The 23,990-nt window shown below is 46.0% G+C and carries 19 protein-coding genes; 5 read left to right on the top strand and 14 right to left on the bottom strand.

Annotated features, from left to right (window positions below):
- Positions 1 to 20 precede the first annotated feature (20 nt).
- The 6 genes from VQ00_RS00335 to recQ all read right to left on the bottom strand — a co-directional run bounded on the left by VQ00_RS00335 (position 21) and on the right by recQ (position 8,144).
- Positions 21 to 1,910 carry a sigma-54-dependent Fis family transcriptional regulator gene (locus tag VQ00_RS00335; protein WP_046178160.1) on the bottom strand — a complete coding sequence of 630 codons (1,890 nt, stop codon included), beginning with the start codon at positions 1,908 to 1,910 and terminating at the stop codon, positions 21 to 23.
- 141 nt (positions 1,911 to 2,051) lie between these two features.
- Positions 2,052 to 3,104 carry an alpha/beta fold hydrolase gene (locus VQ00_RS00330; RefSeq protein ID WP_046178159.1) on the bottom strand — a complete coding sequence of 351 codons (1,053 nt, stop codon included), beginning with the start codon at positions 3,102 to 3,104 and terminating at the stop codon, positions 2,052 to 2,054.
- Positions 3,105 to 3,414: 310 nt separating this feature from the next.
- Positions 3,415 to 4,389: a ring-cleaving dioxygenase gene (locus VQ00_RS00325; RefSeq protein ID WP_046178158.1), complete on the bottom strand. Its 975-nt coding sequence runs from the start codon at positions 4,387 to 4,389 to the stop codon at positions 3,415 to 3,417.
- A 12-nt stretch (positions 4,390 to 4,401) separates the two neighbouring features.
- A complete protein-coding gene (locus VQ00_RS00320; protein ID WP_046178157.1) occupies positions 4,402 to 4,818 on the bottom strand; it encodes a MarR family winged helix-turn-helix transcriptional regulator in 417 nt (138 codons plus the stop codon).
- Between the two features lie 271 nt (positions 4,819 to 5,089).
- Positions 5,090 to 6,025 (bottom strand): RecB family exonuclease, encoded by a 936-nt coding sequence (locus tag VQ00_RS00315; protein WP_052728241.1) that lies wholly within the window; start codon positions 6,023 to 6,025, stop codon positions 5,090 to 5,092.
- On the bottom strand, positions 6,018 to 8,144 hold the full coding sequence (gene recQ / locus VQ00_RS00310; protein ID WP_046178156.1) for a DNA helicase RecQ: 2,127 nt from the start codon (positions 8,142 to 8,144) through the stop codon (positions 6,018 to 6,020). Before recQ ends, VQ00_RS00315 begins: the two co-directional genes overlap by 8 nt.
- Positions 8,145 to 8,376: 232 nt before the next feature.
- Here recQ and VQ00_RS00305 point away from each other — a divergent pair, with 232 nt between their 5' ends.
- The 5 genes from VQ00_RS00305 to VQ00_RS00285 all read left to right on the top strand — a co-directional run bounded on the left by VQ00_RS00305 (position 8,377) and on the right by VQ00_RS00285 (position 14,352).
- Positions 8,377 to 9,294: a proline dehydrogenase family protein gene (locus VQ00_RS00305; RefSeq protein WP_046178155.1), complete on the top strand. Its 918-nt coding sequence runs from the start codon at positions 8,377 to 8,379 to the stop codon at positions 9,292 to 9,294.
- A gap of 15 nt (positions 9,295 to 9,309) precedes the next feature.
- A complete protein-coding gene (pruA, locus tag VQ00_RS00300) occupies positions 9,310 to 10,851 on the top strand; it encodes an L-glutamate gamma-semialdehyde dehydrogenase (protein WP_046178154.1) in 1,542 nt (513 codons plus the stop codon).
- A 281-nt stretch (positions 10,852 to 11,132) separates the two neighbouring features.
- On the top strand, positions 11,133 to 12,605 hold the full coding sequence (gene putP, locus VQ00_RS00295) for a sodium/proline symporter PutP (protein ID WP_082091405.1): 1,473 nt from the start codon (positions 11,133 to 11,135) through the stop codon (positions 12,603 to 12,605).
- 15 nt (positions 12,606 to 12,620) lie between these two features.
- On the top strand, positions 12,621 to 13,850 hold the full coding sequence (locus VQ00_RS00290; protein WP_046178153.1) for a PucR family transcriptional regulator: 1,230 nt from the start codon (positions 12,621 to 12,623) through the stop codon (positions 13,848 to 13,850).
- A gap of 34 nt (positions 13,851 to 13,884) precedes the next feature.
- A complete protein-coding gene (locus VQ00_RS00285) occupies positions 13,885 to 14,352 on the top strand; it encodes a low molecular weight protein-tyrosine-phosphatase (protein ID WP_046178152.1) in 468 nt (155 codons plus the stop codon).
- A gap of 41 nt (positions 14,353 to 14,393) precedes the next feature.
- On the opposite strand, the gene VQ00_RS00280 is transcribed toward VQ00_RS00285, so the two are convergent.
- The 8 genes from VQ00_RS00280 to VQ00_RS00245 form a co-directional block, all read right to left on the bottom strand.
- On the bottom strand, positions 14,394 to 16,499 hold the full coding sequence (locus VQ00_RS00280) for a methyl-accepting chemotaxis protein (RefSeq protein WP_245617976.1): 2,106 nt from the start codon (positions 16,497 to 16,499) through the stop codon (positions 14,394 to 14,396).
- Between the two features lie 377 nt (positions 16,500 to 16,876).
- Positions 16,877 to 18,040, bottom strand: a complete 1,164-nt coding sequence (locus VQ00_RS00275; RefSeq protein ID WP_046178150.1) for an S-layer homology domain-containing protein — start codon at positions 18,038 to 18,040, stop codon at positions 16,877 to 16,879.
- Positions 18,041 to 18,061: 21 nt separating this feature from the next.
- On the bottom strand, positions 18,062 to 18,934 hold the full coding sequence (locus tag VQ00_RS17565; protein ID WP_052728240.1) for an HNH endonuclease: 873 nt from the start codon (positions 18,932 to 18,934) through the stop codon (positions 18,062 to 18,064).
- 237 nt (positions 18,935 to 19,171) lie between these two features.
- Positions 19,172 to 19,789: a histidine phosphatase family protein gene (locus tag VQ00_RS00265; RefSeq protein WP_046178149.1), complete on the bottom strand. Its 618-nt coding sequence runs from the start codon at positions 19,787 to 19,789 to the stop codon at positions 19,172 to 19,174.
- A gap of 44 nt (positions 19,790 to 19,833) precedes the next feature.
- The gene (gene allB / locus VQ00_RS00260) at positions 19,834 to 21,204 is read right to left on the bottom strand and encodes an allantoinase AllB (RefSeq protein WP_046178148.1); all 1,371 of its coding nucleotides are present in this window, start codon (positions 21,202 to 21,204) and stop codon (positions 19,834 to 19,836) included.
- A gap of 52 nt (positions 21,205 to 21,256) precedes the next feature.
- On the bottom strand, positions 21,257 to 22,306 hold the full coding sequence (locus tag VQ00_RS00255) for an ABC transporter substrate-binding protein (RefSeq protein WP_046178147.1): 1,050 nt from the start codon (positions 22,304 to 22,306) through the stop codon (positions 21,257 to 21,259).
- Positions 22,307 to 22,332: 26 nt separating this feature from the next.
- Positions 22,333 to 23,190 (bottom strand): ABC transporter permease, encoded by an 858-nt coding sequence (locus VQ00_RS00250; RefSeq protein WP_052728238.1) that lies wholly within the window; start codon positions 23,188 to 23,190, stop codon positions 22,333 to 22,335.
- Between the two features lie 14 nt (positions 23,191 to 23,204).
- A complete protein-coding gene (locus VQ00_RS00245) occupies positions 23,205 to 23,927 on the bottom strand; it encodes an ABC transporter ATP-binding protein (RefSeq protein ID WP_046178146.1) in 723 nt (240 codons plus the stop codon).
- Positions 23,928 to 23,990 lie beyond the last annotated feature (63 nt).

Genomic DNA, 23,990 nt, shown 5'->3' with positions numbered 1-23,990 from the left:
GACAATAATACTGCTAGCAATTACATGCTGTACTTTTCTAATTTACGGTATAAAGCACTTCGTGAAATATTTAGCTCTTTGGCAGCTTGTGCCCGATTTCCTTTTGTTTTTCTTAATGCCAATTGGATCTGTTCACGTTCATTTAAAGAGAATATGGATGTTTCATCTACATCCAAAAAGTCTTGTATTTGTAATGTGTCAAATTGGTCTTGGTCATGAAGATAAGTAATTCGCTCAATAAAATTCCGAAGCTCACGTAAATTACCGGGCCATTGATAGCTTTTAAGAAGTTCAATTGCTTGTGGAGTGAAGGTTATGATTTTACGATGAGCTTCTTTACAAGATGAGGAAATCATGCTATTAATCAATGACTCTAAATCCTCCGGCCGTTCTCGTAATGGAGGAAGCTGAACAGTAAATACATTAAGACGATAAAACAGGTCTTCCCTAAATTCCCCCTTTTCAACTAATAATGGCAAAGACTTATGGGATGCTGCAATGAATCGTACATCTACAGGGACAGGAATGGTACTTCCGATTCTTGTTAATTGTTTTTCTTCCAATGTACGGAGAAGAATCGCTTGAAGGTCAAGAGGCATATCAGCAATCTCATCCAAAAATAAAGTACCTCCATTTGCTGCTTCTATTTTTCCGATGTTCCCTTTCTTGTTTGCTCCTGTAAAAGCCCCTGGAGCATAGCCAAATAGCTCAGAAGCAATTAGTTCTTTCGGTAAAGAAGCACAATTTAACGCTATAAAAGGTTTGTTATACCTGCTGCTTTCCTGATGTATTGCCCGCGCCATGAAATCTTTACCGGTACCGCTTTCCCCTTTAAGAAGAACACTCGCATTGCTTTTGGAAATTTTCACTATTCTATTTAAGGTTTTATTAAAAACAGTATTCTTTGTTTGAAAGGTATTATGAATGTGTGATTGGCCCTGTTGTGTGTTTTTTGCTGTAGAATAGAAAATTTGCTTATTAACTTCGGGTTTGATTAGAATGATTGTGGCTATGTCTTGATTCCATTTCGTTAATTGTTTTGATTCTACGAGGTATCTTTTCCCCTTCAAAACAATTTCTTCGTTCTTCTCTTTTACATGATTTTTCAAATAATTAAATATAGAGTGCTCGTTCCTTCTATTCGAAAAATGTTCCTGCTGGAGTAATTGGATAAATTGAAACGCTAACTTATTTTTGTATATCATCCTGCCCCATTTATCAAATGAAAGAATACCAGTGGACTGTAAATTAATATCCCCGGAGTGAGTGAGAATTTGGGATAATACTTCTGCCTCTATTCTATTTTTCTCATGATGCATTCTTTCCGCTATAGCCCGTGCCCCCGAAATCGCTAATGTGTACAGTTCACGTATATCATTTCCAGGGCCTACCCGACACACATCGAACACACCTACAAACTCGCCATCTACAAAAATAGGGCATGCCGAACAATCCCACACTCGAAAAGCTGTGCAATAATGTTCCATCGCTGATGTGGCCATAGCGGTGCGGGTTCTAAGAGCGATAGAAAGTCCTGTAGAACCGACACTATCTTCCATCCATCTTGCGCCAGGGTAAATCCCCCCGGGATCGCATATTCGCTGCGCTTTTGCATCCGCCATCATCTCAATTAAATACCCATCCGCATCAGCGAGTAAAAGCAAGTAGCCGCCGCCTTTTAAACAACTGTATAATTCTCTCATAACCGGAGCGGCCGCTGATAACAGATCTTCGTTTTTTTCACGCCTTTTTGCAAATTCATTATTGCTGATATGACTTACTACTTGATCCAATTCATGAGAAATACCTAATTGTTTACACTTTCTCCATGAATCTAAAATTTCTTTCCTAATGTCTTTATCCGTTTCTCCGTGAAGTACAAACTGCTGCCATGAAAGCGTAGCATTCAAAGGTTTTCCCCCTTTAAAGTAGGAATGTTGCTGTTCAGGTTCGTATCCGGCCGTACTTGTCGATGTTTTAGAGTATCAAGCTATACTAAAAAATCCCACACCTAATTAAAAAAGAAAGCGGTTACAAAATAACTCTGAATGTTAAATCTTTATGGCCAAAAGTTCAGAAAGGTGTTTATCTATCTGCTCGGAATAAGCTGTTCCTTCTGCTCCAAACAAAGCGTAGTGGCCACAGATACTTTTAATGACTCTAAATTCACTATTTGGAATTAATGTTTGCTCATCTTCACAATCTTTTGGCGGAAAAAACATATCCGAATCAATAGGCATAACAAAGACTTTTGCTTTGATTCTCCCAAGTGCTTCTTGAAGATCGCCACCTGTCATTCTACTCACATCGCCCCGCTGCCATTTCCATGCCATCCAAAGAAGAGCATTCGGATCCATTTCACAAAATAAGGGTTCAAGAAAGTCATATATAAATTCATTTAAAGAGTTCACACCAAATAAGCGCCAGGCTTCTTGTTTATAAAATTCAGTGCTCAGTCCCATGACACTCCATAATTTAGCATGTCTTTTCAGCCCGGCTGAAACGTCTTTACAGGATTGATAGTTACCCTCATTCCAATTTGGATCAGATGTAATGGCTTCGATTAATGTTTCCGCATATAAAAAATCATGAATCGTATTTTTGGCGGTTCCTGCAATCGGCGCAGCCCGTTTAACCATATCATGATAACGAACTGCCCATTCATAAGTTTGCTGGGCTCCCATTGACCCGCCTACAACGAGAGCTAATTCTTCGATTCCAAATTTTTCAGTAATAAGCTTGTGCTGGGCACGGACATCATCACTAATCCGTACTTTGGGGAAGTTTGCCATGTTCAATGGGGCCGGCGTATTGTGTGGAGAGCTTGAAAGCCCATTTCCTAATTGATTAACGATGATAATAAAATACTTTTCTGGATCCAGCGCTCTTCCGTTTCCTATGTAGGTCTCCATTATTTTGCTGGTACCGGAAAACCATGTGGGAATTAGAATGGCATTGTCTTTTGTTTTATTTAATTCACCAAACGTCACATACGCAAGCTTGCCATTTTGAATGGCACCACCTTCTTCTAACTGAAAATCACCTAAATCATAACTTTCATAAGGCCCATGGATTTCTTGTGTGTAATACTCACTTTTAATCATCCCAACACCCCTTTTTTGAAAATTCTGAACTATAGGATTATACTATTTTTCTTTATTGCTGTCTATACGAGCTACTCTCGTGTTTTTATAGTCTTGCATACATTTTATGCAGGTTTGCTTGCTGTATCGATTTTTACTTTGGTATAAAAAAAAAGTAAGCCATCCTTTAAACCGGCTAAGCGGAAGATTGACTTACTTTCTGGAGATGCCTGAATCTCTAGGGAATTTCCTTTGCAAATTCGTTGATTTTTGCTGCACCGCCGGGCTTTTTAAATCTATTTGATGCCATCATTTGTTGTGTCATTTATGTTTATTTAAAACTTGTTGGCAGCGGTTTTAAACGGGCTTCAATCTGCTCACGTTTTGGCTCTAAAAATGGCGGAAGCGCGAGCGATTCACCGAGATGCTCCAGCTCTTCATCCGTGTCAAAGCCAGGTCCATCTGTCGCTACTTCAAACAAAATACGGTTTGCTTCACGGAAATACAGTGATTTAAAGTAAAACCGGTCCACGAAGCCGGAATTGCCGATGCGTGCCTCGCGCAGGCGCGCGATCCATTTGTGCAGTTCTTCTTCATCCTCCACGCGGAATGCCACGTGGTGAACGCCGCCGCGCCCCTGCCGTTCAGGCGCCAGGTCGTTGCGCTCTTCCACATGCACTTCCGCCCCGGTACCGCCCTCGCCTGTTTCAAATACGATTACATCCGGCTGTCCTTCTACTGGTGACGGATAACGGTTTACTTCCCGGAAGCCCATCACTTGCGTTAACGTATCCGCGGTTGGATTGAAAGAAGGAACGGTTAAATGAACAGGCCCGAGACCGATTATGCTGAATTCAGCTGGAACCGGGCTTTTTTTCCAAGGTGAACCGCCTTGAACGCCATCATTTGTTTCATCTGAAATTAAGAAAAAGCGCTGTCCTTCAAAGTCCTGGAATGGCATTGCTTTGCGCCCTCCCTGATCAATGACATCCTGATACGTTACGCCAAATTCATTAAACCGATTTTTCCAGTATTCAAGTGCTGCATCATTCGGCACACGGAGTGACAATCCTGAAATAGAGTTGTTGCCATTGTGATTTCTTGCTGCCATCGGAATTTCAAAAAAGGTTAATTCCGTGCCCGGATTTCCTTTTTCATCACCATAAAATAAGTGATACATAGATGTGGAATCTTGGTTGACCGTTTTCTTAATTAACCGCATTCCTAAAACTTCTGTATAAAACTTCACGTTTTCCGCCGCATTCGCTGTAATCGCCGACACGTGATGAATTCCTTTAAATTCCATGTGATTCACTCCTCAAGATTGTAATTTTTTCAGCAAAAAAAGCAGCTGCTTTTTTTCGTCTATTGAAAGTTTTCCAAACTGATCCGCTTGAAACTGTTCCTGCGCCGGCAGTACGTTATCCAGCAATGTACGCCCTTCTTCTGTGAGTGTAATGTATTTCGTTTTCCACTCACGCTCCCGCTGAATCCAGCCGATCTGCTCCATTTTCGACAGCATATGGGTCATGTTGCCTTTTGTGACGAGCAGCTTTTCAGCCAGGTCCTGCTGGCAGATGCGCTCGTTCGCTCCGACTTGCGCCAATATGTCAAACTGGGCGATCGACAGCCCACACTTTTTTAAATATTGGTTCGACTGGCGAATGCTTTCATTGTAAAACCGCGACAGCCGAAACCAGGCCAGAATACTGATCATCCGCTCTCTCTTCTGCATCCGGCTCACTTCCTTTGCGTTGTTGATGATATCAGTTTAATACTAAACTGATAACTGCGCAACAAAAAAGCTCACTCTTTTTAAGACCGGGACTTGTTGATCTGACCGATAAATCTTTTGAAGTGACTAATAAACCTGACGATCTGACCGATAAAATCAGTTTACCGGTCAGATCCATTGCTTTATCGGTCGAATCTGCTATTTTATCAGTCACTTCTCTCACGTGGCTGTCGCCTGTACACTCTTTTTAAAATAAAAAAAGACATCGCCCTTAAGACGATGCCAGACAAATTTCTTTATAGTTACACGTTTCACAGCGACGTTCGTGCTCGGTTCTCGTAAAGTCCTCCAACTCGACCGGCTCATTGGAAATCATATCAAGCTGGTAGCGGCGCATCATGTGAACACTTTGCTTCATTTTTTGGAGCATGAAATCAATGTCCGCCTCACTTAATTGGTACGACCTTTGCACGCCGGTCAGCACGTATTCGTTGCGGATTTCAATTTCTTCCACACTTGCGCCGTATTTTTGCATGATGTAATACGCGTACAAAGCCAGCTGGCTCCGGTCATCGTCTGCTTCTTTGCCGGTTTTCCAATCGACGATCACCCATTTGCCCGCTTCCAAATCACGGTACAGCAAATCCATAACAACAAAGATTTTTACGCCGTCAACCGTCATAAAGCGAAATTCTTCGGCTTGCTGAAACTGCATCGTCTGCGGGCGTTCGGTTATGTCGCGAAACGATCCGCTCCAAAGCAGGTTTTGAAAAACAATATGCAGACGGCGTCTGTATTCTTCCGCTTCCATCCGGTTTAATTCGCCGCCATAATACATGTCGTACAGCATATGAAACCGAGCTGGCTTTTGCGTCCATTGCGGCTTTCGGTCGCGCGAGTCGGTATAAGCAAGGTTCAGCATCTCCCTTGCTTGTCCGATCAATTCCGCTTCCGTCATGACATAGCCGTGCTCCAGAAAAAGACGGACCGCTTTTTCGGCGAGTTCATGCACAATTTGCCCAAAGGCGATCGGCACGTTTTTCAGCTTTTTCAGCCGGTACACGTGCTTCACAGATTCATCGGCGTCATACAGCCAGCCGTTATGCCCCGCGTAATAGTCGTATCCATATTTCTTGGCGCACGTCATCAATGTTTTATGGCGCGAGAACGACCAGGAAAACTCAGGGAATTCTTTCACCTCAAACATGGTTCCGTCTCCGCATTTCCAAAAAGACTTTAATCATGCCATACGTCACATCTTCCGGCACCAGCTCTTTAATCGGCTTCAGCCGGTCCGCACCCGCTTCCTTAACCGCTTTTTGGAGCGCTTCGTGATACGTTGACGGCACAAGCAGGTCGAGATTCACATTCAGTCCTTCTTCCATACACTGAATTAAGTGATTTTCTACGGTGCTGACCGTTAGTTCCCGCTCAACCGCGATTGCCTCAGCAGACATCCCTTTTTGGTGCAGTTCCAGCGTATCCAGGTACGAATTCACGGACTTTTTCTTCGGGGCTGCGGCCACCGGCTCCGCAGTCAGATCTTTTTGCCGCTCTGGATTCGCTTCACTATACGCTTTAATTTCCTGCAAAAAAGCTTCGCCGTATTTCGCCATTTTGCTTTCGCCAACGCCGCTCACCGTTAAGAAATCTTCTTCATCCATCGGCAGCTTGGCGCACATGTCGTGAAGCGTGTTATCGGAAAAAATAACAAACGGCGGCACACCTGCGTCTTCTGCAATCTCTTTTCTCAGTGCTCGCAGCACATCAAACAATGGATCGTCTGTTGCAATCTTTTTCGTCCGGACCGCTTCTTTTCGCATGACGGCTTGTTTACCGAGCAAAACATCCCGTCCCTGTTCAGTCACAAAAATGGTCGGAAATTGCTTTTGCTCCACCCCGATCAGTTCCTGCGAAATTAAAAATTCAATAAAACTGGTCACATCTTTCACGCTTTGTTTTTTCAAAATCCCATACGTGGAAAGCCCATCAAAACCGAATTCAATGAGCTTTTTATTCCGCGATCCTGTCAGCACCTGGGCGGTCATTGCTTTGCCGAATCGCTGCCCCATCCGGATGACACACGAGAGCACCATTTGCGCTTCTTTTGTCACATCGACGCTGTCCCTGGAATCCGTACAGTTGCCGCACCGTCCGCACGGCTTTGGATACGGATCACCAAAGTACGAGACGATAAACTGCTGCAGGCATTTTTCGGTATGGCAATAGTCAACCATTCCCTGCAATTTCTCTAGCTCTTGCGGAATACGGTCCCGTTCAAGCGCCTGGTCAATCAAAAAACGCTGCGTCTGCACGTCCTGCGACGAATATAGTACGATACATTCACTTTCGAGTCCATCACGCCCGGCACGTCCCGCTTCCTGATAATAGCTTTCCATGTTTTTCGGCAGCTGAAAATGAATGACATAGCGGATGTTCGACTTGTCGATCCCCATTCCAAACGCATTTGTCGCCACCATCACAGTCGCTTCGTCCGTTAAAAAGCGATCCTGCTCGTCAACCCGGTCGCTGTCGCTCATGCCGCCGTGATAACGCGCCACAGAAATACCACTTCTTTGTAGACGTTCATACAGCTGGTCAACTGTTTTGCGTGTTGCCGCATAAATAATCCCGGATTCTTTTTCATTTTTCTTTAAATAGTCTTTTAAAAAGCCATTGCGATCTTGGCCTTGAATAACAGAAAATGATAGATTTTTCCGTTCAAAGCCGGTAATGACCGTATTTTTTTCTTCGATCGAAAGAAGGCGGCATATGTCTTCGCGTACGTGCGGCGTCGCGGTTGCTGTCAGTGCCAATACCGTCGGATCGTTCGGAAAAAGATCCGTCATGCGCTGAATGTGACGATAGCTCGGCCGGAAGTCATGTCCCCATTGGGAAATACAATGAGCCTCATCCACCGCAATAAGCGGAACCGTCAACTGCTTTAGCTGTTCTACAAACGAGTACGATTCAAGCCGCTCGGGCGCAATATAAAGAAGCTTATATTCTCCATTTCGTGCAGATTTCATCGTTTCATATAAATCCGCGCTGCTTAGCGAGCTGTTTATGTATGCCGCCGGAATGCCTGCCTCAAGCAGCGTATCCACCTGGTCCTTCATTAAAGAAATGAGCGGTGACACGACAATCGTTGTACCTTCTAACACGAGCGCCGGAATTTGGTAGCAGATCGACTTCCCTCCGCCTGTCGGCATGACGCATATCGTATTTTCGCCGCCCAGCACTTGTGAAATCGCCTGTTCCTGGCCTGTCCGGAATGAATCATAGCCGAAGTGCGACTGCAAAAAACTGCGTGCCTGATCCAGCATGAAAACACCTCTCTAGTTTTTCTTTTATTTTAGCATAAAAAAGCGCAAGGCGGCCGTTCAGTCCCGGCAGACATAAGCCGTCTGAAGCTGGATTTCGTGAGAAAAATGCAAAGCGATTGTCACTTACTCACAATAGACCGCTTACATTTTTAGTTTCCAGGAACATTGTAAACAAATTGGAATGGTCATACAGTAAGAATAAGAACATTATTCCGTTTAGGAGGTACTTTTCATGGAAGCGGTGACGAGAGATTTTTTCTTATTTCTTTCTAAAAACAAAACACTAAACCAATTGGCAAAAAGCAGAGGCAGCCACTTCGCCACCGGTAAAATTATTGGCGGAACTGATTTTGCGAGTTCCATTGCCTGTATTAAAGCATTAAACACACAAGGCTTATCTGTCACAGTTGACCATCTTGGTGAATTTGTGGGCTCTCCTGAAGTAGCAGCCGAACGGACCGAGGAATGCATCGAAACGATTAAAATGATTCACAATGAAAAGCTCGACTCCCACGTGTCGCTGAAAATGACATCACTTGGTCTTGATATTGACTGGGATCTTGTCGTACAGAACATGACACGGATTTTAGAGACTGCAGAAAAATACGGCATTATGGTGACGATTGATATGGAAGACGTCACACGCTGCCAGGCGACAATCGATTTATTTAAACAATTCAAAGAAAAGTACGAAAACGTCAGCACGGTGCTCCAGGCGTATTTATATCGGACAGAACAGGACCTCGCAGCGCTTAGCCATATGAAGCCTTTTTTGAGGCTCGTCAAAGGCGCTTATAAAGAAAGCCCAAAGCATGCCTTTCCAGAAAAAGCGGACGTGGATACCAACTATATGAAGCTCATTGAACAAAGCTTGCTTGCCGGCAACTATACTGGCATTGCGACGCATGATGAAAACATGATCGAGTTTACAAAAGCGATGCAGCGGAAGCATCGAATTCCGATGGACCAGTTTGAATTTCAAATGCTGTACGGCATGCGCACGAACTTACAGCAAGCGCTTGTCAAACAAGGCTACCGTGTCCGCGTATACGTACCCTACGGCATGGACTGGTACGGCTACTTTATGAGACGGCTCGCGGAACGGCCGGCAAATATCGCCTTTGCGTTTAAAGGCATAACCCAAAAATAATGAGGAGTGAATTCCATGATTCCATACAAACATGAACCATTTACTGATTTTTCAAAAGAAGCTAATCAATCCGCTTATAAAAAAGCGATTAAAAAAGTGGAAAGCGGCCTCGGCGGACATTACCCGCTCGTAATTGGCGGCGAGCGCATTACAACCGAAGAAAAAATCGTTTCCTTCAACCCGGCAGATAAACAAGAAGTCATCGGCTCGGTGTCAAAAGCGAACCAGCAGCTGGCCGAAAAAGCGATGCAGGCCGCGTCCGACGCTTTTCAAATGTGGAAAAAAGTCTCGCCGGACGTCCGGGCAGATGTGTTATTTAAAGCAGCGGCAATCGTTCGCAGACGCCGTCACGAATTTTCAGCGCTCATGACAAAAGAAGCGGGCAAGCCGTGGCGTGAAGCGGATATTGATACCGCAGAAGCAATCGACTTTATGGAGTATTACGCACGCCAAATGCTGGAACTAAAAAACGGCGCGCCGGTGCTCAGCCGTCCGGGTGAATTTAACCGATACAGCTACATTCCGCTCGGCGTCGGCATCGTTATTTCACCGTGGAATTTCCCGTTTGCGATTATGGCCGGGACAACGGTTGCATCGATTGTCACTGGCAACACCGTTTTATTAAAACCGGCTTCCACGACACCGATTGTCGCAGCGCGGTTTGTAGAAGTACTAGAAGAAGCGGGACTTCCGCCAGGTGTTGTTAACTTTGTTCCCGGCAGCGGCGCAGAAGTCGGCGATTACCTGGTTGACCATCCGAAAACACGATTTATTACGTTTACCGGCTCACGTGACGTCGGACTGCGCATTTTTGAACGATCATCGAAAATAAGCGAAGGCCAAATTTGGATGAAGCGCCTCATCGCGGAAATGGGCGGCAAAGATACGATTGTTGTCGATAAAGAAGCGGACCTTGATCTTGCTGCCGAGTCGATCGTCCAGTCCGCTTTTGGCTTTGCCGGCCAAAAATGCTCCGCCTGCTCCCGCGCGGTGATTGTGGAAGATGTATATGATACCGTGCTCGAAAAAGCAATCGCTCTGACCAATAAACTAACGGTCGGCAACCCGGCCGATAATCATTTTGTTGGTCCAGTTATTGATCAGGTGGCATATGACAAAATCATAAGTTATGTTAAAATTGGAGGGGAAGAAGGGCGTATTGTGACTGGAGGAACCGGTGACAGCACAACCGGTTATTTTATTCAGCCAACGATTGTCGCGGATGTAGCACCGGATGCCCGTTTAATGCAGGAAGAGATTTTCGGCCCGGTCGTCGCATTTGCAAAAGCGAAGGATTTCGATGAAGCAATCGATATCGCCAACAACACCGAGTATGGCTTAACAGGTGCAGTTATTACAAAGAACCGGTTTAACATGGAAAAAGCGCGCGAGGAGTTTCATGTCGGCAACCTGTACTTTAACCGTGGCTGTACCGGTGCGATTGTCGGTTATCAGCCTTTTGGCGGCTTCAATATGTCCGGCACTGATTCAAAAGCCGGCGGTCCTGATTACCTCCAGCTTCACATGCAGGCAAAAACAACATCAGAAATGCTTTAAAAAAGGAGGCTGTCTCTTACGCTGCCATCGCCGGCTTAAGAGACGCCTCTTGTTTAAATGGAAGGCGCAATTCCTCAGATTTCCGGCGTATTTCCCACTCATTCCAGTGCGATACAACAAATGAACGGCGTTATACATCCTAGATATAACCAGATCGCATCATTCGCGTTAAAAAATGCGCCGCTTTTTTGGTTATCGCGCCCCTCCATCCATATGCATTTATATTGAAGCAGCCTTTTCCTTTTTCTTACTCTAAAAACCAATTGAAAGAAGGGATTTATTTGGTCGATACTTCATTAATTGTCTCGATCGTTGTATACATGTCCGGTATGCTCTTAATCGGCTACTATGCGTACAAACGAACATCGAACTTATCAGATTACATGCTCGGCGGACGTGGACTTGGCCCTGCTGTTACAGCTCTTTCCGCAGGTGCTTCCGATATGAGCGGCTGGCTGATGATGGGCTTGCCCGGTGCCATGTACGCAAGCGGCATCAGCGCTTCGTGGATCGCCATCGGCTTAACGCTCGGTGCCTGGGCGAACTGGCTGTATGTGGCACCCCGCCTGCGTATGTATACGGAAATTGCTGGAGATTCGATTACGATTCCAGCTTACCTTGAGAATCGGTTTCAAGACCGGTCAAAAATTATCCGTCTCGTTTCCAGTCTCGTTATTATTGTCTTTTTCACATTTTACATTTCATCCGGCATGGTATCCGGAGGCGTTTTGTTCGAGACTACGTTTGGCCTCGATTACCATATCGGTTTATGGATTGTTGCCGGTGTTGTCATTGCGTATACGCTGTTCGGCGGATTTTTGGCGGTCAGCTGGACCGACTTTGTACAGGGAATTATTATGGTGTTAGCACTCGTATTAGTCCCGATTGTGACGGTTATGCATGTTGGCGGGATCGGTCCTTCGATTGATACCGTTCGTTCTGTGGACCCGGCTCTTTTAAACATTTTTACAGGTACAAGCTTTATCGGCATCGTGTCCCTTTTTGCCTGGGGACTTGGCTACTTCGGCCAGCCGCACATTATCGTTCGATTTATGGCTATAACGTCGGTAAAAGAAATTAAAAAAGCGCGCCGCATTGGCATGAGCTGGATGATTTTCTCTGTAGTCGGTGCTATGGTAACCGGCTTTGTCGGCCTTGCTTATTACACAAACAATAATATGAAAATTGCCGATCCGGAAACGATTTTTATTGAACTCGGTGATATTTTGTTTCATCCGATCATTACCGGCTTCCTTATTTCCGCGATTTTGGCTGCCATTATGAGTACGATTTCGTCTCAGCTATTGGTTACATCAAGCTCGCTCACAGAAGATTTATATAAAACGTTTTTCCGTCGCGATGCTTCGGACCGGGAGCTTGTATTCTTGGGCCGCCTGGCCGTTTTAATTGTCTCGATCGTTGCGCTTATTTTATCGTGGGAACAAAACAAAACAATTTTAGACCTTGTCGGCTATGCATGGGCAGGCTTCGGTTCATCATTTGGCCCGGCGATTTTGCTTAGCCTGTATTGGAAGCGGATGACCCAATGGGGAGCGCTTGCCGGCATGATTGTCGGTGCTGTGACCGTTGTTCTATGGACGAAAACACCTTTCGCAGACACAGTGTACGAAATGATTCCCGGTTTTGCGGCCAGCTTGCTTGCAATTGTCATCGTCAGCTTGCTGACAAAACCGTCTGTGGAAACAGCGCAGCAGTTTGAAGAGTTTGAACAGACGTTAAAAGAATCAAAATAAGGAGGCGAATCCGTTATGGATTTAAACCAGCCGCTTGAAAAAATTCTCTCGCTGAACGATTTAAATGAAATGACCGATGTCCTCAGCAGTGTGTTAAAAAAACCGGTCGTGGTTGAAAACGAGCAATTTTCTCTTTTGGCGTACAGCTCGTATTACATCGAACAGTTTGACCAGGCGAATCAACAGACGATTTTTTCAAAAAGCTGGACAACCTCCATTTTGAAAATGTTTATGGACGAAGGTATTGTCGATCAGCTGAAATCTATTTCGAAGCCGTTTCGTGTGAAGGAAATGAAAGAAATCGGGCTGAATCAGCGTGTTGTTGTCAGCGCCCAATACAAAGAACAAATTCTCGGCTACATTTGGGTACAGGAAACCGAACCGCTTTTGACGGATCATGAGCTTACTTTTTTACATGACGTTTCGTTTCATATCGGCAAGCTGCTGCATAAAAAAAATGGGCTGGCGCGACGGCGTGATGAAAAGAAAAATGATTTTTTCAGGAAATTGATTCACCAGTCGTACCGGACCGACAGTGAAATGAAATGGGAAGCGGCGCAATTAAATATTGCGCTGCCTTCTTCGTTTATCGTGGCTGTGTTTACACTTGATTCGATTGAGGAAGAGACGATTGATGACCTGCATGAAACGATTTTGCTTTTTGCCAATACGCTGGATCAGCCGGCGCATGTATTTACCGATCATTTGCAGGTAACCGTCATGCTTGGCGGGCCATCGGATGTACTGCTTTCAAGTGCGCGTGTGCTCGTCCGAACCGTGAAAAGCCAGTTTCAAGATCATCAGCTTTATGCTGGAATCGGCAACAGCTATTCATCGATGGCGATGCTCCGAAAAAGCTATCTTGAAGCGCTTGAAGTGTGCCGGACCGCCCAATTTTTGCATGGCAATGGTGAGGTCCCGGTCGAATACAGCCGCCTTGGCATTCTTCGCTATTTGGAAACGATTTCCGACTACCATTTTAAAACCCATTATGTGAACGAAGATTTGCTGAAGATCCGTCAAAAAGATACGGACGGCCACTCTGAACTGCTGCGAACGATAGACGTGTATTTAATGAATAACTGCCGGATAAAGCCGACCGCAGAAGGACTGTTTATTCACACCAATACACTCAAATACCGGCTGAACCAAATTGATGAACTGACATCGATTGACTTTGATGACTTTAACACACGCTGTCAGCTTTATATCGATTTGCAGCTTATGAAGCGGGACCTTCATTGATGTATAATGAGTGGAAAAGGAGTGAGTGAAAGCCATGATTCATGTTTTATTCGTCTGCCTCGGCAACATTTGCCGGTCGCCTATGGCCGAATCAATGTTCCGTGATGTAGTGGAAAAGGAAAACTTAAGCGGGCGCATTACAGTTGATTCCGCCGCAACAAGCTCGTGGCATATTGGATCACCGCCGCATAAAGGCACACTGGCTAAACTGAAAGAGTATAACATTTCTTCGGAAGGACTGTCCGGACGGCAATTGGATGCAGCAGATTTTGAAAAATTCGACTACATTATCGGCATGGATGAAAGCAACATCTCCAACATCCGCGAGATGCTCGGCCAGCCGGATCATCCGAAAATTATCCGGTTTCTTGATTTGACCGATCATCAAAAAGACGTGCCAGACCCGTATTATACGGGTGACTTCCAAGAAACATATGACCTTGTGTCGGATGGATGCGCGGCCCTTTTGAAAAAAATCCGTGCTGAGCATTCATTTCATTGATTGGACACCAAAAAGGCTGCCGTAACTGGCAGCCTTTTTGGTTATATACGAAAGCGGTCTACTGCTTCCTGCAGTTCACCGGCAATTCGATTCACGTTTTCCGTTGCTTCTGCGACACGCTGAAGTTCATTTTGCTGCTCGGCCGCCGACGCGCTGACTTGCTCGGCTGATGCCGCCGTTTCTTCAGAAATCGCCGATACGCTTTGAATCGACAGCAGTGCCTGTTCTTTTTGGCCGATCATTTCAGTTAATTTTTCCGTCAGCTCTCCAACTGTCTGTGTGGTGCGATCAGCAATTTCCGCCTGCATCTCAAACGCTTCCTGCGTATCGGAAACTGATTCATTTTGCCCTTCCATTAAGGATAAGTTTTCGTCTACTACGATAGATGTTTGAGTCGACGCCTGCAAAATATCCTGCACCGTTTTTTGGATGACTTCTGTTTCACGGCGTGACTGCTCCGCTAGTTTCCTCACTTCCTCTGCCACAACCGCGAAGCCTTTCCCATGCTCGCCTGCCCTTGCTGCTTCAATCGACGCATTCAGCGCCAGCAAATTTGTTTGTGCGGTAATGCTATGAATGGACTCAATCACGGTCTCAATCTCACTAATTTTCCCGGATAATCCTTGCATTTGATCTTTTACCTGCACATTCATGTCGTTAGCTGCCGCATTGTGTTCGCGCAGCTGCTTCACTTGCGCCATGCCGCCCTGCGCCCGCTCGCCCGCCTGCTGTGACAATTCGTTCATTTGTCCAGACAGCTCGGACAGCGCATCAATCCGGTCTGACAAATGTGCCATTTGGTTCCCGGTATCTTCTGTATCCTCTGACTGCTTCGATGCCCCTTGCGCAATTTCATCCACAGCCACCGATACTTCATTGCTGGATGCGACGACTTCTTCAAAAACATGATGCACATGGCCAGCCGACTCATTTAAATTTGATGTCGAAGAGCGAACCGTCTGCAAGACACTGCTCACCCGGTCCAGCATATTGTTAAACGCAAAAGCAACCGCGCCGATTTCATCGTTACGCAAATGTTTTTCATCCACTTTTTGCGTCAAATCCCCTGTCGCCGCTGTTTCAATCGATGACCGTAAAAACACAAGCGGTTTCAGCTGGCGGTGAATAAACAGAACCGTCGCCACTACCATAATCAAAATCATGACAATCGCCGAGATAATCGTGAACAAAAGTGTTTGGTTAAATGTTTCAAGAATGCTCGATTTCGGGATAACGGTTTGAACAGACCACGTTTCATCATCCACTCCGCTTACCAATACGGGTGCAAACACATTAAATGCATTCTCGCCGAGCAGCCGTGATTCCTCGTACAGCGTCCATTCCTGTCCTTTATCAATTTCCGGCTTAATCGCGTCCCAATTACTCGTTTCCGCGATGTTTTGGCCAACTTGTTCCTGATCCTTACTGTCTGCCACAATCGCCCCCTGATCGGTTAAAATGCGCGCATATCCTTTGGCCGGTGCATTTTCAGCCGCGAGCTCCTTCATAAAATCCACCGAAAAATCCGCTGTCAGAACACCAATAAATGTTCCGGATTCATCAAGCAGCGGGACAGAAAGTGTCGTCATGTTGACCGTCTCGCCCCCTGTCTCATATTCATATGGTTCTGTTAAAATGGTCCGCTGCTCCGTTTTCGGAATGTGGTACCAGTCGGTGCTCTCTTCCTCGTATCCTGTAACGCCTTCTGTCACCAGACCCTTTTCCCCTTTGTATACATACGGAATAAAACGCCGATCTCCATCTATAAGCGCCCGGTCCATATTTTCCCCAATTGCCACTTCTCCCGGTTCCATAATGACCGCCACACCAAATAAATGCTCATTTTCCGCTAAATTGGCCTGTAAAATACGCAGCGCATCCGCAGCGGTCAACCGCCCTTCAGTATGAAGCGATTCAAGTACCGTTTTTGTCGTGCGCAGCATCTCTGCCGTTTCATCCACACGGTCGCCAATTTTTGACGCCGACAGCTGTGCATTCCGAACCGTATAAGCTTCAGAGTCTTCCATGCTTTTATTGTAAAGCATCACATTCGTCATAATGGCATACACCGCAAACAAAAGGAGAAACAACCCAATAATTAATGCCGACAACTTCCATGCAATGCTTTTTGTTTTTCCCAATCTCATTACTCCTCCATCATGATCTTTATAAGGTATGTATCGACTCTTTCTAACAATTTTCAAGTATTATTCTCCACTTCTTTCCACTCTCTAAAAGTTCAAAATTTATCCATAGTACATTTCTGAGCTTATTCAAGGAATAAAAGCCGGGACAACAAACTAAATTGTCGTATACCCGAATATTGGCGAATTGTACAACGTGGAAACAAAAACATAGTCCGGTGCGCCGGATATGGAGGTGGACAGCCAACATACCCTCCACCGGTCCAACTGATGGGCGGGTGCTGCCGCACGAAGCCATCGGATATCCAAACGATTGCAAAATGGGCTAGAGTTTAACATAAAAAAGCGTCCAGAGAACTACTCCCTTGAACGCTTTTTGTTTATCGTATCATTGAGTATGGCATTAAAAATTCACGAATGCCTGCTGCATATGGTGCATATTCATACGGATTAAGGAACATGACAAAACCTGATGGTGTCATATAAAACTGATGCTGTAATTCATCAAGGCTATCCGGGCCGCCAAAGTATTGATAGTTTTCTTTATTCTGCTGATTAATTCGATTAATAACAGACCACTCATAATCCGATTTCAGCGCTAAATCATCTAAGCTCATAAAATAGTCATTTTTCACATCATAATTATCCGCAAACAGCATTTCATACCCGTGCGCTCCACCAGTGTACTGATAGCTTTCAAACAAAACGCTAATATAGCTTAAATCCGCACGCGGCACTGAATAATCAACGACAAAGTCATAGTATTCACCCATCCAGTCGTCTTCTTGAGCCAGTTCCATAATGCTGTTCCGCTCCGCCACAAGCCCAGAGCCGACCTCACGGAAATAGTCGTTTAAATAAGCCAAATCATTCTGGCTGGTTGTATCGACAAATTGTGGATAATAAATGCCTTCCGCTGCTCTCTTTGGGTAATTCACTACTTTTAAGCGGAAATTTGCATCTATCGCACGGGCGGTAAACACCGCAAACTGTGCACGTGTCACTTTGGCAGATGGATTAAATGTGGTCGCTGTATAACCGGACGTGATCCCGCTCGCTAACAGCGGTGTGACGTATGCATTGCCAGAATACGATGAGTTCATATCTTCCCATTGAACCGGGACAGATCCTTTAATGCCAAACGCCAGCTGCGTAATTTTTGCCATTTCAATCCGCTTTAACTGGTTGTCCGGCTGAAATTTAGCTCCTTTTGAAAACCAGCCGGCGTTCACCGCGGCCGCAATTTCTTTATAAAATGGGTGTGACGTCGGGACATCTGAAAAGCCCGGGTTTGGCAGGTTTGTAAGCGGCAGTTTTTTTGCCCGTACTAAAATCGCTGCTGCCTGCGCTTTTGTGACAGACGCATCTTTGTTGTATTTCCCGTTCGACCCACCTTTAATAATACCGCGGTCACTCAGATAGGAAATCTCTTTCGCCGCCCAATGTGTTGACGGCACATCTGAAAATGTAGCCGCATCCGCCTGTGGGGCAGAAAAACTAAATAATAAAGCCAAAATCATCATGATAAATGAATACTTTTTCAACCTGAACACCCTCCTTTTATTTTATCGATGTGCTTCTCCGCCGCCCCAAAGCTCACGGCCGCCGGTGTGGCCTGTTTCATGATGCGTTTCCTGGTCGACGAGCTGCAGCAGGCCCGGTTCTTCACTGTGATGCCACGTATAGCCGTCCGGTGTTTCGCCCTGTGACAGCTGACCGACTTCTTGCGGTCCAAAGCCCATTTGCGTGGCGACGCCCGGATCACGGACGATTTCTGCATAAAGCGCTTCGTTCGCTGTACCAAAATGAGCCGCATCACTTTGTAAATAGGATTCTTCAGCAATATACACATCAAAAACAGATGAAAACACGGGGAATGTCCCCTCTACTACTTGTCCATCAGGCATCTCAACCGTTTTTTCAACAAACGGCACACCTGTCTCTGCGTGGTCAAATCCATTTAAATGATCATTCCGCGTCTCAATCGCTTCCGCGGTATCCATCCCATCCATTAAATCAATGACACCAACTGCCACGGTTGCTGTAACAACGACTTTGCCGAGATTTTTTAATCCGCTGATGGCTTGATCACGATCACCGGAAGCAGCCCCTTTTACGACTTCCGCCGCATTCACAGCAGAATATTTCACTGTTCCCGCGACTCCTTTCACCGTACGCCCTGCCGATTCTTTTACATCGTTCATTGCCCGCTTTTTCTGCTCTTCATCTTTTCGAATCGCACCCGCTGTTAGTCCTACGCCGCCGTCGATCAATTGGCCGGCTGTTTCAAGAGCAGATGTCGAAGCATTTTTCACGCTCGTCCCCGCTTCTTCCAGCCAGTCCTGTTTTGTCGCTTTTCCCGCTAATTTCACTGCGCCGCCAAGTACAGATCCAGCTGCCCAGCCCGCTCCTTTTCCCGCTATCCGTCCAATTCCCATCTTTCCGCCCCTATCTTTTTACATCCAAATTATACTATAATTTGCTTTACAATGACATAATAGTAGTCTAAAAGACTTGAAATAACGAAATAAAAAGGATGCCTTTTTGACTGGCATCCTTTTTGACCTGCGTTACGGATAGAAGTGACCGATAAAAAGAAGCGATCCGGCCGATAAACAGCTTTTATCAGTCAGATTTCTCGTGTTATCAGTTAAATCGTTGTTTTCACCGGTCACTTATCCTTCAAATGTATCCTTTACATGGTTCAAATGCGGCGTTTCATTTACAGATACAATCGCTAATTTTTCTCCGTCCCAGGACAGCCGTGTGATCGATGTATTGTCAATCTTTCCGCGGCCTGTTCCTGCCTGTCCATTCGTCAATTTATGAATGAGTGCGTTAATTGCGCCCCCATGCGCCACAACAAGCGCCAGAGCCCCGTTGGTTTCTTTTGAAATCGACGAAAGGACCTCCACCATCCGCTCCTGCATTTCTTCAATCGATTCCATTCCGTGCGTCATCGGCACACCAAAATTGTCCGCGTAATTCGGCACGTGTTCGAGAATTTCTGTCAGCAGCTGACCTTGCAGCTCGCCGTAAAACCGTTCCCGCAAAAGACGGCTCGCCGTAATGGATTCAACCGGCAGCCAGGCCGTCGCAAGCTTTGCCGTTTGAAAGGCCCGGTCCAAGTCACTTGAAAACACATACTCAAACGAAATGCCTTCCTGCTTAAAATAAGCGCCAAGCAGTGCTGCCTGCTTTCTGCCTTCTTCACTTAAGCCAATGTCCATCTGCCCCTGCAGACGTCCAAGCGCGTTCCATTCTGATTCTCCGTGGCGGACGAGGTAGATCATGTAGATAAACTCCTTTTTGAACAAGCATATCATACAGTGCCCTCTTAAAGAACCGGGGGGCGGACACTATCAAGCTGCCATTTTCCAGCTGCCCCCTCAGCAGGTCCTTTTTCCTTTGTGAACACTTCCCGTCCGCGAATATAAACGGACTGCACCGACGCCGGAAAGGTTACGCCCATATACACACTGATCGGATGCTTGGCATAAAAATTGTCCGGTGTCACCAAGTGCGTCTGTTCCATCGATACGATCGCAAAATCTGCATCCATCCCCGGCGCAATCCGGCCTTTTCGGTGCGCCAATCCGAATCGCTCCGCCGGTTTTTCAGCGGTCCATTTGGCGACAGTCGTCAGTGGAACATTCTCTTCTTTCGCAAACTGGATTGCCGCAAGAAGTGTCTGCCCGCCGCCGCTAATACCGCCCCATGCATCTAAAAAGCTTCCATCTTTCATTTCTTTTAAATCAGGTGTACACGGCGAATGATCGGACGTTAGAAAATCAATCTGCCCTGCTTTCAGCGCAGCGCGAAGCTTTAATTGGTCCGGCTTTTCCCGAAGCGGCGGCGCGCATTTTGCCACTGCTCCCTTTTCCTTCAGCGTTTCATGCGACAAAAGCAAATAATGCGGGCACGTCTCAAGCGTCACATTCACACCAGCAGCGCGTGCGTTTTGAATCACCGCCACCGCCTCCGCACTGCTGATATGAACAAAATGAAGCGGGCATCCTGTCAGCGTCGCATAATAAATCGCTCGCTCCACCGCTTCCACTTCCGCCGAAATTGGCCGCGTTGCCAGGTAATCATCCGCACCGGTCAGTCCTTTGCGGCGTTTTTGTTCCGCTAAAAACGTCGTCACCGGTCCGCTTTCCGCATGAAGCGCCAGTACCTTCCCAAGCTCTGCTATCCGCTTCATTCCTTCCAGCAAATCAACATCGCCCACCGCTTCAAATTCCGCGTTGCCGGTCGGGGACATAAACGCCTTAAACGCCATCGCCCCAGCGCCAGCCAAGCCTTCAAGCTCACCCAGTTTCCCCGGCACCAGCCCGCCCCAGAAGGCAAAATCAACAAGGGACTGTGCTTCTCCAATCGCTGCCTTTTGAAGGAGCGCCGCTTCATCCACCGTCGACGGAATCCCGTTCAGCGGCATATCCGCAAACGTCGTAATCCCGCCGGACGCAAGCATGCGTGAACCAGTCCGAAACCCTTCCCATTCTGCGCGTCCCGGCTCGCTGAAATGAACATGGACATCAACAGCTCCCGGAAACACTTGCAGGCCGGACGCATCGATTTCTTTTTCAGCATTTGCCTGAATCGATGCTGCCACCTCTTCTATCACGCCATTTCGAATGCCAATATCTGCTTTTTGTTCCGCTTCCGGCGTAACAACAGTGCCGTTTCGAATAATCAACTCATACATTCCTGATTCCTCCAATAAAGAAGAGCCCCCTTTTTTCAGGAGGCCATACTTTTTATTTTGCTGTGACGAGCGTCGGATCGACTTCTTTCAGTAAAGACAAGTCAATATAGTCGGACTGCTCTGGTACGGATTTAATGTTGCCGACACTCATTAAATAATCAGTAACAGCTGTTCCGTTGCTGCCGTCGATAAAGGATTCGTCTGCTGTCATGTCGTACACGTTCCGGTTCATGATTTCCGTCAGCTCTTCTTCTGACAAATGAAGTTCCGGTGCTAAAACCGCCACAGCTTCTTCACGGTTATCATTAATATACGCTGTTGCTTTATTCAATGCGCGAATGACTGCTTTCACCGTATTCGGATTTTCTTCAAGGAAATCATCCGTTACTTGAAGCGTTGTGTGAACACTCATCCAGTCCACTGGCTTCGCTTCTCCTTCAAGTGCATTCGATGTGCCACTGAATAAGAATGTGCCTCCTGCTGCAATGCCTTTTGTAATAAATGGCTCCCAAGCGGCCATCGCATCAATATCACCGCTTTGAAGTGCCATTAACGCATCACTCGGCGCTAAATTTGCCACTTTCACTTTCTCCATATCAACGCCATACTCTTCTGCCATGTTGTTGATCGCAATCACAACGTCTGCGCCAGTCGGGATACCAATTGTTTTGCCTTCCAAATCTTTCGGCGACTTAATACCAGCATCCGGTCCCGCAACCACTGCCTGTGTTCCGGCAATTTGCGCAAGCGGTGCTACAATTTTCACGCCAACGCCTGTTGACGATAAAATAATATCCATGAAGTTTGTCTGCAAGCTGATCGGGGCGCTTCCTCCCGCAACCATCGGCCCGATATCCGGTCCGCTTTCCACCAGGTTATTCGTTACATTCAAGCCTTCTTCTTCAAAATACCCCATTTTATCCGCGATAATTTGCTGGGACGAAATTTGCGCATCACGCACACCAACTAGCGTAAAATCAGTTAACTCCACGTCCGTTCCTGATCCTGAATCTGTTGCGTCCGCATCTTCTGTTTCATTTCCACATGCCGCTAACGCAAATAGTAAAATTGATGAGACAAGCAGTAAAAACCATTTTTTCATTTTCTCTTCCTCCACGGTTCTCTAGTTTATTTTTCAACTGCCTGGGAAAAACCACCCTGTCTCCAGGAAAGCATCCGGCGATCCACTTGTTTTAACATGAATGAAAACAAGCTGTATTCAATGCCGATTAAAATAATCGCGACATACATATCCGATAATTTAAAGAAGTTACGGGCATCCACAATAATGTAGCCGAGACCCGATGTTGCCCCCATCATTTCTGAAACAATAAGTGCCGAAAACGCAAGGCCAAGGCTGATCTGGCAGCCGGATAAAATATTCGGCAGCACAGAAGGCAAAATGACTTTCCGGTAAATCTGTCTTTCACTGGCCCCAAGGCTGAGCGCGGAGCGGATGTAATTGGAATTAACCGATTTAATTCCTTCCACCGTATTCGTCAGCACTGGGAAAAACACTGTCCAGGCAATTAATATCACTTTCGGCACTTCGCCAATGCCAAACCAGATAATAAACAACGGCAGGAGAGCCAGAGAAGGAATCGGACCAATCATATTTAAAATAGGAGTAGCCCACTCTTCCATTTTCTTCGATTTTCCAATCCAAAGCGCTAGACCAATGCCAAGTGCTGCACCGATAATAAAGCCAGCAAAAATGCGCAGCGTACTCGACAGAAGACTCACAAACACAATGCCTTCCTGCATCATTTCCACAGCCCGGACCGCAATATGGCTTGGCGGTGGGAAAAACATTGGATTGGCCAGTTCTAGTGCCATGTTCGCCCTTGAAACGATTTCCCATACAATAAAAAACGTAAGGATTGGAATCATCCGTTTCGCAAAATGCTCTTTTTTTTCAGTATTAATTTTCAATGGAACAGTCGTCACGGGCAGCTTCGGCTTTTCCACATTTTTTACTTGTTCCATGTTTTTTGCCTCCTTTACTGCACGAGCGTGCGTTCAATTTTCACAGCCATCTCCGCAAACCCGTCATCGGTATATTGGCGCGGCCGGGGAATCTCCACCTTCATATCACTTGCGACAAACCCTTCCTTCATCACAATGATCCGGTCGGCTAAATAAATGGCTTCAGATATATCGTGCGTAATAAAAATAATCGTCGTTTTCAGCTTGGACCAAATATCGATCAGTTCATTGCGCATATTTTCTTTTGTGAACACATCAAGCGCGCCAAACGGCTCATCCATTAATAAGATTTTCGGTTCCGCCGCAAGCGCCCGAGCAATGCCAACCCGCTGCTTCATCCCGCCAGACAGCTGAGAGGGATAATGATCCGCATATTCACCAAGCCCTGTCATGTTCAAATACTTTCTCGCTTTTTGCTCTGCTTCCTTTTTATCGATACCTTGAACTTCCGGACCAAACAAAACATTCTCAAGCACCGTATACCAGGGAAATAAGGAGTGCTCTTGAAAAACAACACCCCGATCTTTCGAAGGACTCTGCACGGGTTCGCCATCCACCACAACGCTGCCGGAATCCGGGCGGGTAAACCCGGCCAGCAAATTCAATAACGTCGATTTCCCACAGCCGCTGTGACCAAGCACGCAAATGAATTCATGCGTTTTTATATGTAGATTAATTCCACTTAAAACTTGCTGCTGCCGAAAGCTTTTCTTTACATCTTGAATAACCAGTTCCATCTCTTCACCTCTTCATGTTATTTTTCATAACATTAATGAATCTATTTACAGTATAATCTGAAA

The organism is Domibacillus tundrae (assembly GCF_000970675.1).
GTDB lineage: Bacteria > Bacillota > Bacilli > Bacillales > Domibacillaceae > Domibacillus > Domibacillus tundrae.
The sequence above is the reverse complement of the archived record's forward strand: the minus strand, read 5'-3'. Positions and strand labels throughout refer to the sequence as shown.